General features: G+C 37.3%; 10 protein-coding genes. 3 read left to right on the top strand and 7 right to left on the bottom strand.

What is annotated here, in order from left to right; translation table 11 throughout:
• Window positions 1-47: 47 nt before the first annotated feature.
• The 4 genes from BMX83_RS03375 to cas9 all read right to left on the bottom strand — a co-directional run bounded on the left by BMX83_RS03375 (window position 48) and on the right by cas9 (window position 5,621).
• Window positions 48-983 carry a hypothetical protein gene (locus BMX83_RS03375; protein WP_091633383.1) on the bottom strand — a complete coding sequence of 312 codons (936 nt, stop codon included), beginning with the start codon at window positions 981-983 and terminating at the stop codon, window positions 48-50.
• The gene (gene cas2, locus BMX83_RS03380; RefSeq protein ID WP_218141915.1) at window positions 980-1,309 is read right to left on the bottom strand and encodes a CRISPR-associated endonuclease Cas2; all 330 of its coding nucleotides are present in this window, start codon (window positions 1,307-1,309) and stop codon (window positions 980-982) included. The genes BMX83_RS03375 and cas2 overlap by 4 nt, the downstream gene beginning before the upstream one ends.
• The gene (gene cas1 / locus BMX83_RS03385) at window positions 1,293-2,195 is read right to left on the bottom strand and encodes a type II CRISPR-associated endonuclease Cas1 (RefSeq protein WP_091633386.1); all 903 of its coding nucleotides are present in this window, start codon (window positions 2,193-2,195) and stop codon (window positions 1,293-1,295) included. The genes cas2 and cas1 overlap by 17 nt, the downstream gene beginning before the upstream one ends.
• Before the next feature lie 177 nt (window positions 2,196-2,372).
• Window positions 2,373-5,621 carry a type II CRISPR RNA-guided endonuclease Cas9 gene (gene cas9, locus BMX83_RS03390; RefSeq protein WP_091633389.1) on the bottom strand — a complete coding sequence of 1,083 codons (3,249 nt, stop codon included), beginning with the start codon at window positions 5,619-5,621 and terminating at the stop codon, window positions 2,373-2,375.
• Window positions 5,622-5,816: 195 nt separating this feature from the next.
• Here cas9 and BMX83_RS03395 point away from each other — a divergent pair, with 195 nt between their 5' ends.
• On the top strand, window positions 5,817-8,198 hold the full coding sequence (locus BMX83_RS03395) for a hypothetical protein (RefSeq protein ID WP_091633391.1): 2,382 nt from the start codon (window positions 5,817-5,819) through the stop codon (window positions 8,196-8,198).
• 258 nt (window positions 8,199-8,456) lie between these two features.
• Here the strand turns inward: BMX83_RS03395 and BMX83_RS03400 are convergent, their stop codons facing one another.
• Entirely contained in the window at window positions 8,457-9,821 is a 1,365-nt protein-coding gene (locus tag BMX83_RS03400; RefSeq protein ID WP_091633394.1) for an MATE family efflux transporter, read from the bottom strand.
• A gap of 277 nt (window positions 9,822-10,098) precedes the next feature.
• Here BMX83_RS03400 and BMX83_RS03405 point away from each other — a divergent pair, with 277 nt between their 5' ends.
• Window positions 10,099-10,617, top strand: coding sequence for an SOUL family heme-binding protein (locus BMX83_RS03405; RefSeq protein WP_177170484.1), 519 nt, complete (start codon window positions 10,099-10,101; stop codon window positions 10,615-10,617).
• Window positions 10,618-10,950: 333 nt separating this feature from the next.
• On the opposite strand, the gene BMX83_RS03410 is transcribed toward BMX83_RS03405, so the two are convergent.
• Entirely contained in the window at window positions 10,951-11,208 is a 258-nt protein-coding gene (locus BMX83_RS03410; protein WP_091633399.1) for an alpha/beta hydrolase, read from the bottom strand.
• A gap of 50 nt (window positions 11,209-11,258) precedes the next feature.
• On the bottom strand, window positions 11,259-12,581 hold the full coding sequence (locus BMX83_RS03415) for an alpha/beta hydrolase family protein (RefSeq protein ID WP_091633402.1): 1,323 nt from the start codon (window positions 12,579-12,581) through the stop codon (window positions 11,259-11,261).
• A gap of 201 nt (window positions 12,582-12,782) precedes the next feature.
• Between BMX83_RS03415 and BMX83_RS03420 the strand changes: the two genes are divergently transcribed.
• Entirely contained in the window at window positions 12,783-13,061 is a 279-nt protein-coding gene (locus BMX83_RS03420; protein ID WP_091633404.1) for a DUF427 domain-containing protein, read from the top strand.
• The last annotated feature ends 78 nt before the right edge of the window (window positions 13,062-13,139 follow it).

The raw sequence follows: 13,139 nt of genomic DNA on the forward strand, positions 1-13,139 counted from the left end.
TGTTCCGTTATACCAAAGGATGAGAGAGTACCAAAATGCCAATTTCATTATACCTCAGATTCAATTACTGATTCAATGTACTTTTTGTAACCTTCAGGAATGCCCGTGTAGTCAACAGTAAACGGGAGTTGAGTTACGTATGTCATTATAAAAACATAAATTAACTCTTCCAAGTTATCCACAGACGATAGAGATAATTTTATGATGTTCCCATTACTTTTATCCACAGAGTTAATATACCACTTTAGAGAGTTCTCAAATTTGTTTTCACTGAATACAAAAGGTAATAGGGTGCTTATTGTGTGTTTATAGCTCATTACAGATGCCTGATTAATTATCTGATCGTTGTATAAAATATTCTGAGAGCTTGAAAACGAAAAATCACTGACAACAATAAAATAACCTGGTAATTGCTGCAGTTGATCATTCAGTTTCAAAAGCTCTTTATCGTTTAAGGTTTTTTCAGGAGATATTAGGATAAAAATATGTCTTTTATCCGGTTTAGACTTTTTCGTCAACTTAATCTGCTGCAGCATTTCCTCCAAAGCATTTCCCTTGGTACTTTTCCATTTTAAATGATCCTCGATAATATTCTTTTTATAATCATCTAATCGAACTTCGGCAGAATAACCGAGTTCTTGGCTCAAAAGTTCGACTTCTTCCTGTAATTCTTCCCAGCTTTCAACTAGATTTTTGTAGAAAGGGGACAGTTCTAAGTAAGCTTTAAACAAGGCCATTAAGGAGTCTTTAGAATCCTTTAAATTTGAAGAATAATAGTCATCAGAATTTGACAAGATACTTAAATAATAATCATCGACATGTATTTTTTCTTCACTTTCAAAAAGATCATATTCTTTTAATTCAAACGTTAGTCTGATCCGTTCTATAACTTCCTGCCATTCAAAAATAGTACCTTTTAGAAGAGTTATCTGACTCATTAATAATGTGGTAGCTTTTGGATCGTTAAATCGCCACTCTTTCATAAGATCACCATCGTATTATCTGTCAGCGTCTGTTCAGTCAATGTCTGATCGCCTACTAGTAAGTACATTTTATTATACTGCTTCTCAGTAACAGCCATTGCCCGTATCGAACCATGTTTCGGCAGATTCTGTCTTAAAGTCATCATATACGTATCTAAAGAACTGCGGTTAGGAAAGATCTTTGAATAAACTGAAAATTGAACCATGGTAAATCCATTTTTTATTAAATACTTTCTAAATCTCGCATACGTTCGTCTTTCGCTTCGTGTATTCATTGGCAAATCAAAAAATAGCATGAGACGCATAAATCTATATGGCGATCCCATTAGCTGGATACACCAGTAAATCAGGATTTTCTTCATCCATGCTTTTAATAAAGCTTTTAATGAGAAGAGATATTGCGTTTAAAATTGTTTGCTTCTGATTGCCAATCATAATTTTATTGTTACTGATCAAATACACGAGTTTTTGTTTGGTTTTTATGTCAAGATAATCCTTTTCGCTCATCAAAACAGCTACCCATAGGTCAACGATCGGTCTGAATGGTTCGATCAAATCATCAGCCAAATTAAAGGCATTATACTGATTGTCGTGACCGATACCAAGACCAGGATGAAGCCCTGAAGCTATCAAGCTACGCGCAACAGTTGAGCGCATGACGATATAGCCGTAATTCAGTCCCGAGTTGATGCCGTCTAGACTGCTGCGTTCCCGTATGAAGGAGGAACCAAAGAGTTCCTTAAAGTACAGTTTAGCCGCATGACCTTCACGATTAGACTGGTCAGCTTGCTGAACTGTTTCAGCTAAGTCATACAGTTGGTGAATAACAGGTTCACTTCGCTTTAAATGATGAAGCACCGAGGCCTGATTATAAATTTTTATTTGTATGATCTGTTTCCACATGATTTCTTTGACAGCAGGGGACCAACCCATTTGCTTTTTCAGCATCTTTGATGACTGATGATGGCTATGGGGAGACAAGACGTAGGTGTTTGGAAGATGTTTTTCATCACAAAAAACGAGCAGGATATGATATTTGGAAAGTTTATTAATAAGTCTTGCAGTAACAACGGTTTGCTGATTATCAACGATGATGGTATGTATATCGGATAAGGGGATGAGGACTTCAGATTCTTCTCTGACAACTTTTAAATTATCCAGGTACAATTTCAGGCGATCAGACTTTTCGATATACACGACGCGCCAGCTCATTTGGAACACCTCATTTCATGGATTTGGATACCAAAAAAGCCCCAATGAAGGGGCTGATCTGTGATCTCGGCATAAAGCCTTTTTTTGGTAGGTTCTCTCAACCTTTGGTATAACGGAGTCCTCCGTCGAGGACAACTATATTATACCAAGCCAAGATATACATGTAAACCCTTTATTTTAGATTGCCGGGATTTTATCCTGAAGTTCTTCTTTTTTAATGAGATATTCATTTCCTAGTACATCAACATTGTACTTTCTTATATTTAATAACGGACCAATAGAGGGCATTTGCTGAGCTTTAGTACTGAAAGCAATATCCTCTACTTCGAGTTTGTTCTGACGCGGGTTATTATCTCCCCTAAAAATCTTATCATGCTGCACCCTTACTTTTTCTTTTTCTCCTGTTTCTGGATTTTCCATTTTCTCATACTTGTCATACGAAATCCGATCATTTTTATAAAAACTGTACTGGAAGGTATATGAATCATCTATTTGTTTGTAAGGGGCTGCCAATCCTTCTTTACCGTAATATTTTTCTTTATCTAGAACGTAATGATCGCCTTCTTTTTTGAACCAGTTATAGGGGACGCCTAAATACTTATATTTCCCTTCATCATTCTGATAGACATCAATGCGGATGCTTTTACGACTAAGGAGAACAACATCACGTTTTGAATCTGGAAATTTATGCGAGATGTCGACATGAATGCCAATTTTATTATCGAGATATTTTAGTCCTTTAACAGGAACCTTTCCGTCTTTTTTTATATGACCATGGTGCTTTTTGAAATCCTGGAAAGGGTTGTCCGCGTGACTATGTTCTTCCATGACTTTTAAAACGAGTTCCCATGTCTTTGGATCATGCTGGGCCATCAGGAAACTATCTGGATCTTTGTCGATTCTTTTCTTAAGTGAGTCGTATCCTTTTTTATCCAGTTCATAGATATTTTTTACTTTTCCAACAACATACTTATCTCCACCTTTTTCACGAGTAGAGTAGAGGGTCTGATTTGTCATTGTCCGATTCGGTTTTCGATCAACCTTGTGAGAGTATTTCACTTCACTTTCCATATTTCGTAACCCGTGAATGAATTTCCGAGTAGGGGAGCCAAAAATCTGTTCTTCATTCAGTATTTCTCCTGTTTCTTTATCAACAGCAACTCCTTCACGATTAAAGCTGAGTGCGTTGAGCTGTTTCAATATGGGAGTCGCACCGATCGCAGCAACGATTAAAGCATCAATAGCATGGTGAGCGTGGCTGGCATCCCTGTCTTTATGGAGCCGAGCGCGACGTCTCAAAGCAGAGGTAAAGCTTCCTCTAATGGATAATACTTTTGTATCGATGTCATTGTTCGAATAAAATGTTCTTAAATTGGCAGAAAAACTACGCATGGCATACTGAGTATCAATTAGGTTACGATTGATAAAATTCTTCTGTACTTCCTCATCATGTTGCACATCTCTTTGTTCGAGTAAATAGTTCAATTTTTTCTTAGAAATCTTCTTGGATTTAAAGAGATTCATACATTCAACTTTAAATTCTTCAAACGTACGTTTCGCTTTGCCACTTTGGAAGTACTGGAAAGGCGTTTTTTGTCCCTTATCCTGATTTTCATCTCTGTAACAGAGTACTTTGTTTTGCTGGCTGTCATCAAAAGAGTAGGAGAGAGGAATAATATGATCGATTTCAAATAAATAATCCTGATTTTCAATATCCTGTGGCAAAATCTGTTTTCCACTATATATACACTTGAAATCTTGTCTATCCATTAGTTTGAGTGCTAACATTTGTTTTCCGTTGAATTTTTTATCTTTTAATTCATTTACTTCAAAAAGATCCGCCATTCTTTTTTCAAATTTACCTAATTCTTTTTGATATTTATTATATTTATTGTCTTTATCTTTCTGATTTTTCTCGCGTGCCATTTCTACGGCAACGTAAGCCAACTCGCCATGTTTTTCTCGAACAGCATTTGTAATTTTAATCGCTTCACGATGGGCACGCCTTGCGACAGTACTTAAAATAGCTTCATCGTCGAACTGGATTTTATTACCAGACTGCAGTTGTTCCAATCTGCTTTTACCTAGCCCATGTTCAGTGAATAGTACCATCTGATTCTTATTAGTTTCCCACAGTTCAGGAAGAACCAGACTAATCGCTTTTTTAGACAGGGAGTGGTACTCTTTGAAAGATGTATCATTAATTAGAGCAGCTATAACTCCGTCCAAAGGAGCATCATAATAATCGGTAAATAATTCGCTCAATTGTTCCTCTCGGCGTATCAGACTTTTTTCGGCCGTGAGGATTTCAGCAATCTGATCTAGTAAATCGATTTTCTCAAAGAAACCTTCTGGAACACTGACTTCCTTTAAGTCTTTCTTTAATTTTTTGTATCCTAAGAATTCAGTAAAAATAGGGGTATTCTTTTTCAAGTCTAATCGTGCGCCTTTAATGTCTAATTCGTTAGGAATTTCTAACATTTTAGCGATATTTTTTAGAGTAACTTTCTTACCTTTTTTTGCATATGTTTCTATTAGATAGTTTTTCTGTTCTGTTGTCAGTCCTTCAACTTCACCGATTTCCTCGCTAGGGTAGCGGAGGTTGTTCAAATCATTCAGTAAATTAAACAGTTCAGCAGTATAAGCCTTTTTAGGTATACGATACTCTTCTTTGAAGTAAGTCCCACGGCCACGCATCTTGTTGATCATCGACTCGTGTTGCAGCTCACCATTTTCGTCAAAAAACCATTCACCATAAGGGGTAGGTGATTTTTTTGATCCTGGTCCTTCGTAATACTGACGTCGGTTATTAATTAAATTGATGACTTCTTCAATAAAGGTATCATCGATTTCCTCATGGTATTTTTTTTGGTTATCTAGCAAGGCTTTAGCTTCAGTTATGTAATCACTTGTTTTAAAGCGATTAGTATGGTCACGAACGACATCATTATTTTTTAATTTCTCATATTGGATTTCAATCACATGTTTATCTTCAAGTTTTTTAGCATTACGTTTTAGCTGTTCTTTTGTTGAAAGTTCACTTCCGGACGTTTTTTCATCTTCTTCGGGTGTATCAATCGTTGTTCCACGTCGTTTGGTTAAATGATACAAAGAGGCAGCTAGTTCTGTTTTAGAAAGTTCATGATTTAGCCCCATATACCTTGCTTTGTAAGGATCAATCTCTCCAATTTTATCTAGCGAAAAACCACGCTCCTCCAAAAAAAGACTGGTGCGCTCCAAACGATGTTTGCGACGTCTTTTTAATCGTCTTGCACCTCTAAAATTGCGACGGTCTTCATTTGCATTTCGAGTAGCTTCTTCAAACAAACGAACGCCTGCATCAACGATTTCATTCGTGTCTTTATCAATGATTCCCCAGCCAACACTTGAAATACCTATATCTAAACCTAGAACTAAGTTTGCCATCCAAACTCCTCCGTTTCCATAATATATATTTATGTCATTGTAACATGAAAAGGGATACAATATAATATTATCTTAAGCAAATAATATTTTTAAATTTCTACTATTAGCATTCTTAAAGGTGTAAACTAAATATACATACATTTGTATAGGATAGTACATTGAACGATTACATTTTATATTGAGTGAGGAATAATTATGTATAAAAATGACAAGTTACAAGTTGAACTTCAGCAATACCCTATGAATATTTCTGATTCTGATTTTGATTATGACAAATTAGTTTATGATATTGAGAACGAAATAGATATGCTTTCAAGTCAAGCAGACAAATATGATTATTTGCTATCAATTGGAAGTGGAGTTTTAAGTAGTATGCTAGACATTCTTTGGGTAGGGGAATTTAATTTAGAACGAGGACGAAATATAGCAAGGGATGAAGTGGATCGCTTTGTTATAAAAACAGCAAAAGTGCTTGGTTGTAAATCAGATGATTTACAGACCTCAGTTAGATTTTTAGAAAATAAATTCCCGATCCCCAGTGATGGAAATACTCCCGAATTAGGGGGCGGATTACAACATCACCTGCGTGATTTTGCCCACCATCCGACAATCGTCGGTCTTATGTTTTCTTTGCTTACTCAGTTCACAAATAAATCTTACGGCACAGATACTTCAGGAAATTTTAAGATAGTCAATGTGCCTGAAAAAAGTAAAGCTTATATCGGAAAAGATATCCCTTCAAAAATATTAAAGGGTACTTTAATATGGTTCTTCCATCTTGTAAGTGATATGGCAGGTTCAAGTAAAACAGCAGGCTTAAGTGGAGGAACTGGCATACCAGGACCATTACTTTCAATAGCAAAAGAGTTTTCTGTGTTGCCATTATTTAAAAATTTGGATATAAAGGATAATTCCTTGTCACTATTCTTGTCGAAACTCTTTAATGGTACTTTGTTTACTCACCACAACAAGTCAGGTTTAATCATCAAGGATACTAAGTTGAGATTCGACCTACGTGGTGAAATGGGCTTAAGTGTTGAGATAGGCTCACAAGCTATTCCGGTTATCGCTAATGAAGCCCTGGTCAGAAGTCTCTATTTTATGCGTCGCTTTGGACTAGAAATTCAGAATAATAACATTGAAAATATAAAAGATTTAAAACGAATCGATTGGGAAAAAGTTAAACCGAACAATGATCCAACTATTGACAGGATGCTCATGATTGCAACAGGGGTATTTACTTCTATTGATGTAAGTGAATCAATCATTTCCCAGAAATACTGGGTGTCCGTTAACTATTTCGGAATAGGACGCTTTGCACTAGCTATTGGAAAGGATATAACTTGGGGATTACAGACTAGAAAAATTAGTGATATACAAAACATGTATAAAGAAATACAAAAAAATGTGTATAAAAAAATAAATAATAATTTATATGAACAGGTCGGTGAAGATATGAAAGGTGAACATTTCGGATTAACAGTTGAACAAACAGAGATACTTTATAATTTAGAATATTATAAAACACTTAATGATATGAGACAGACTAATATTCCAGTGAAGTCCGAGGATATTAAAGTATTAAAACATGAGTGGCTTAAAGAGTGGAAGGATTATATGTCGAAGGGATTCTCCAGTTTTATGCAACTTGAAAATATCGATCTTAATTGGTATACCAAACAAGAATTGATTGATAAAATCGAGCAAAATTCTCCTCATCAAATGTGGTTTAGATTAGTATTGCTTGAGACTATGTTATTTGAGCCTTATTTCCCAATGGAACTTGAAGTAGATAAAAAAGGTAATAAAAAACCCACCGGAAAATACAAAAAGTTACAAAATTTTATTAATGGATACCAAAAGAGTAAAGGTGATGATTATATTGATTCATTTTTCTCAGGTAACTATTATCATTATGGATATATAAAAAGATTGCGTAAAACCTATAATAAAGTTTTGAAAGAACTTAACGAGGTACTTAAATCAGTAATTAAAGGCTTATCTATTACGTCAGTCATTACTTTAATAACAGTGGCTACAGCGGGTGCTTTCGCTCCAGCGATTGCTGTGGCTTTAGTAGGATCTAATTTTGCTGGACTTAGTGGAGCAGCACTATCAGCTGCGTCTCTTGCTTATCTTGGTGGAGGTGCGGTTGCTATTGGTGGTGCTGGTATGGCAGGCGGAATGATAGCTATTGTTGGTGGTGGCGCAGTGTTAGGTTTGAGTGTGGGAGCTGGTGTAGGCGGCACAATGGGAACTGCTAGTCTACTTGGCAAAAGGCATACCATCCTGCAATCAGCTAAACTTCTTGTCACAGTTAGAGAGATATTTTTGAATGATGAACATGATACTGAATATTCACAGACAGTTTATGAACAATATGTCCAAAAAATTATCGAAATTGAAAAAAATATTGTTGAAATGAGACTCAAAGCAGATGAGTTAACAGGAAATGAAAAGAAAGAACTAGAACAAAAAATTAAAAATGCAGAAGAATCTGTTAAAGCAATGATGATTGCAAAAAATAGTATGAAAAAATTCATTAGTTCTTTCAAAACGGGATTAGAACAAGAATAGACTCTAAATTTTAAAGAGTTATTTAAAAAATACTACAAGTGTGTCCAATTTTATAATCGGCTCAAGTTTAATAGAAAAAAGGTCCAACTCATACCGAGTAAGTTTATTCGGAATGAGTTAGCAATTTAAGTTACATCCTCATCCAATTTAACTTTAATCGAAACAGTTGAACTTATTATCTTTCTTCACTTGTTTCGATTAGCATCAATAACTAATGTGGGTTTACTTAAAGAGAGTCTCTAACTGCTTGACGAAGCACTATCCAGAACTTTTATTGATTGGGTTTTTGCTTGAACCAATATAATGCTTCAAGTAACGTTTAACTAATACGGCACTAACAACTAGAGTCAGGAGCTCAACAATCGGCATAGTCAGCCAGACGCCGGTGACGCCAGCTAGGGACATCATCAAAACGAGGACAGGGATAACCAAGACAAAACCTCTGAGTAACGAGATGATCAGTGTTGAGCGGAAGCGCTGAACGGCTGCCATGAAATAAATCACTGAGAAGTTGATGCCGGTGAACAAGAACGAACTGAAGTAAATTTTTAGTCCTGGGACGGCAATATCTGCTAATTCACTGTTATTGTCGCCATTAAAAATTGAGACGATCTGCTCGGAAAAGAGGAGACCGCTGGCGAAAATAACGGCTCCGACGACTGTGCTTGTTACCAATGTGTACTTCAAAGTTTTTTTCACGTTTTTAGAGCGCCGTGCGCCGTGGTTCAAACTCGCAACCGGCTGCATGCCTTGTCCCAGACCAGTGAATAAGGCAATAACGATGATGTTCATATTAGCTATGATCGCGTAGGCTGATACAGCAACGTTGCCAATTAGCTTGAGTAGCACGACGTTAAATAAAAACATCACTAAGGCAGAAGAAAATTCGTTCATGAAAGAAGAAAATCCTAGAGAAACGATACGGACAGCTGTTTTGACTTCTTTCGCAATTTTCGTAAATGTCAGTGTTCTATTCTTATATTTGAGGTGCAGCGAAAGAATAATCAAGCTCGTTAAAGGAGAAAAGGTCGTGGCTATCGCTGCGCCAAACATGCCAAGGTCTAGTGGATAAATAAAGACATAATCCAGAATGATATTGATCAGTCCACCCGTTGTAAAGCCGATCATGGCTAATTTGGCATTACCGTCGTTTCTCAAAAAGGTAATAAATAAATTGTTCATGATGAAGAACATGGAAAACAGTGTAAAGATACGGTAGTAGTCATATGATAAGGAGTAGATTTCCCCACTCGCACCTAAGAAGCGCAAAATCGGCCCCGTAAATACGAAACTTGTTAGCGTAAACAATACGCCAATAACGGCGGCAAACACCACACTGTAACTGAAATAAGTGTTAGCTGACTTGAGGTCGCCTCTTCCTTTTTCTCCAGCAAAAAGGGCTGCACCTCCAACACCCAACATCCACCCCAGGCCGTTAACGATATTGACGACAGGGAGGACGATATTGAGTGCAGCGATCCCGTCCGCACCTATGCCATTGGAAATAAAGTATGTGTCCGCCAGGATAAAAAGGGACTGCCCCAGCATGCTGAGCATTCCGAGTGTGACATTTTGGAAAAACGTCTTTTTAAATGTGCTGTCTTCGATGGGTTCTGTCTGCATTGTTCTCTTCCTCCAAAATATGTAAATGGTTTTAAACGACAAACGCACCCCTTTCTTTGCTCAAGGCCTATGCAAAGAAAAAAGTGCGTTTGATTTTGTCCGGCGACAAAATGTGAGTGATTCAATTGCTTTTATTTTAGCACAGTGAGTGATAATTTCAAGCCGCTTTCAATAAGTTGTTGTGCTAAGGATATAGTGAAGTCTGTGCTAAACTTTATTTATGAACGGATGCATGAGGTATATTGTGCATCCACTATTTAGAGAACGGAGTGAGATGATGGGTAAATACGAGACACCGGACTATGAAGTTATTGATAAAAAAGACGATTTTGAGCTGCGCAGGTATGAAGACTTTTATATTGTCGAATACAATAATCAGTCCGATCCAGATATCGATCAAGGATTCAAGACGCTGTTCAATTATATTTCAAGTGAGAATAAGGAAAACGAAAAGATGTCGATGACTGTGCCTGTGATTCAGGAAAAGACAGAAACCAATAAAAAGATGGCGTTCGTTGTTCCAGAAAAGTATTGGGGAGAGGTGCCCGAGCCGAATGATCCGAATCTTACTGTCGAACGGTTCAATAAAGGGATTTTTGCGGCGGTACAGTTTTCAGGTAAACGAAGCGACACCAAAGAAACCAGTATGAAAAAGGAATTGAATGATTGGATCGAGAAGAAAGGCTTGGAGAAAAAGTCGGACTTCATGATCGCTTCTTACAGTGGGCCGTTTACATTGCCACCTTTTCGAAAGAATGAGATTTGGGCGAGAGTAGGAACAATCGAGAAAGATTGATTTTATTTTTAGAAATCAGACAATTAATATGAAATGGTCATGATGGACATACGCGCTCTAGGCGCGTATGGTCTTTTTTGTTTGTTCGGAGCTGTTGAAACTGACCTGGCGTCAGTTTCGTCTTTTTAGATGTTCTAATCGATAGGAGTTGATCCGACTACTTTTGAAACTTCTAGCGAATAGGTGTATTCGACAGGAGTTGCGCCGTATTTCTGCCTAACTTATGCAAAATAGCACTATTCGAAAGGAGTGGGCACTGTTTTTGCCTCAACTCCATTCGAATAAGCGCTTTATGACTTTGCCTATTATATATAAAACTTTCTCACTCTAACGTTATTTGTACTGATACATGAAGCGTTCCATGTAGTACATAAAGGTCTGATTATATACGCCTGAGAAATAAATATCGCTGATATGCGCCCCGTAAGGCATCCAGATAATCGCGATGTCGTCATTGTTCTCTTTGAGATACGCGTCTTTGAAATTCCGGGCTACTTGTGGCCCAACGATTGTGTCTCTATCGCCTTGGAAAACGAGGGTAGGTGGACTATTTTCTTCGACCAATAGGGCCGGGTCAACCAGTTCTTCCATCCCACTGATATTTCTGAAACTTGAGAGATCATTGGCGGGATAGAGTGGGATCAGCCCTTTACAGTAAGTCTTGGATCAACGAGATCTGGATAGTCTCCAGATGACGAAGCCAGAGTTAGCGCGTTTGCCAATTGTCCGCCAGCGGAACCACCTGAAATAAACACGGAATTGATATCAGCGTTATAGGTGTCACTGTTGTCCGCAAGGTATGTTGTGAAAATGCCTAGATGGCGCACCATGTCATCGATAGAGAAATCTCCATAAACAGTATCTGGGCCGGATAAAAACACAGCGGACTGACCACTTTCCTCTAAACCATACTGCACATCAAAAACAGTGTAACCCTGCGAAGCAAAGTATTTGTTGATTTGTGAGAAGTTAAAAAACCCTTTACCTCCAGTACCCCAGCCTCCCCCGTGGATACGAATCAAAACTGAACGCTCGCCTGGAAGTGATTCTGCATCTTCTGGAGGCATATAAGCATCAAATCTTAATTCCAGTTCTTTATCTACTCCTTCTGTTCCTTCATAAAAGAGAACGTCCTGTTCGAGTGAATAGTCCTCCGACGCCGTTCCAAAGAAGAAAGCCGGAATCGAAAGGGGAATGTCTTTAAACTCAGATATGTCGTCATCAAACGTTTTCCATTCATTACTAAAGGCTTTTGTGTAATTTTCTTCAGCTTCGTTTAGCATCGAGGGGATAGATAAAAAAGGCACGGCGTAAAGTATGTATAAACCGATACCGAGTGCTCCGAAAATGTTAGAAATAATAGGATGCTTTTTGATGTTGATCAATTTTAAAGAAATGCCAGCCAGACTCAGATAAATAAAACTATAGAAAAAACTGTAAGGGGATAATCCCGCTTCAATCAATCCTGATGGAAGGTTTGTCAACATTACAATTGCAAGAAGTGTACCGATAAATAAAAGAACGGATAAGAAAATAAGTATGGCTTTTCGCGTCTTTCTGTATGATTCACTGGATTGTTTTGCGGTTACTAAATCTGTTTTATCCCATTTTCTTTTATCCTTTAAGGTCAGTCCAGTAAAGAGCGCTCCGACGATTAGAAGCAATAGCATCAAGCCGATCGCTATCACGCTTTGGGAAGATTGGTTGGAAGGCATGAGTGAGGTGATAGTATTTAAAATCATGACGATAATAAGGCCAAAACTAGACAATAACAAGTAAACAAAACTCACTGCCTTCTGACGGTTTACGATACTCGCTGCTACAGTGTTCCCAGTCAATGTAAGAATGAGTATCAGACCAAAGATATTTGCGAAAATGCTTGGTTCAGGCATAAAGAAGTAAATAAGGCTCAGAATCAAAGAAAGAATATTAACTATAAATAAGGACTTGAAAAAACGAGACATAAGCTTCCTCCATTGGACGGTATTTTGATAATTACAAAACGGTGCAGTTAACTTAATTGTAGTTAATAAAGTTGAAAGATGCAACGAATAAAAGCAGGGAACTGACAATGAACTTAGAAATGCGTTTAAAAGTGCTGAAACTTTAAATCACATATTAGTATGACGTATAATAAAGCTAACTTAAGAAAGGGAGAGATCAACATGAAAGCACTGTTTAATGATACTGTACTGGCAGAAAGTGACCAAACAGAAGTGGTTGAAGAGAATCACTATTTCCCAAGAGAAGACGTCAATATGAACTATTTCAAAAAGAGTGACAAGGAATATACGTGTCCTTGGAAGGGTGAAGCGACTTATTATAATATCGATACAGGCGAAGACCAAATGGAGAACGGTGCCTGGTCTTATGAAGATCCAAAAGACGCTGCCAAACAAATTACCGGCTATATGTGTTTCGATAAATCATTGGTTACTGAGTAAAATTCTCTTAGTGAAAAAATGGTATTTAAGAATAACGATTTATTTCTAAATGATTCAAAACGGCTCTGCTCATTTTAA

Source organism: Alkalibacterium gilvum, from assembly GCF_900109085.1.
Taxonomy (GTDB): Bacteria; Bacillota; Bacilli; order Lactobacillales; family Carnobacteriaceae_A; genus Alkalibacterium; species Alkalibacterium gilvum.

Coding starts and splice junctions, on each gene's coding strand:
- BMX83_RS03415 (WP_091633402.1), bottom strand. CDS start 12,581: ATGTCTCGTTTTTTCAAGTCCTTATTTATAGTTAATATTCTTTCTTTG.
- BMX83_RS03375 (WP_091633383.1), bottom strand. CDS start 983: ATGAAAGAGTGGCGATTTAACGATCCAAAAGCTACCACATTATTAATG.
- cas1 (WP_091633386.1), bottom strand. CDS start 2,195: ATGAGCTGGCGCGTCGTGTATATCGAAAAGTCTGATCGCCTGAAATTG.
- BMX83_RS03395 (WP_091633391.1), top strand. CDS start 5,817: ATGTATAAAAATGACAAGTTACAAGTTGAACTTCAGCAATACCCTATG.
- BMX83_RS03405 (WP_177170484.1), top strand. CDS start 10,099: ATGGGTAAATACGAGACACCGGACTATGAAGTTATTGATAAAAAAGAC.
- cas2 (WP_218141915.1), bottom strand. CDS start 1,309: ATGGGATCGCCATATAGATTTATGCGTCTCATGCTATTTTTTGATTTG.
- BMX83_RS03400 (WP_091633394.1), bottom strand. CDS start 9,821: ATGCAGACAGAACCCATCGAAGACAGCACATTTAAAAAGACGTTTTTC.
- BMX83_RS03410 (WP_091633399.1), bottom strand. CDS start 11,208: ATGGAAGAACTGGTTGACCCGGCCCTATTGGTCGAAGAAAATAGTCCA.
- BMX83_RS03420 (WP_091633404.1), top strand. CDS start 12,783: ATGAAAGCACTGTTTAATGATACTGTACTGGCAGAAAGTGACCAAACA.
- cas9 (WP_091633389.1), bottom strand. CDS start 5,621: ATGGCAAACTTAGTTCTAGGTTTAGATATAGGTATTTCAAGTGTTGGC.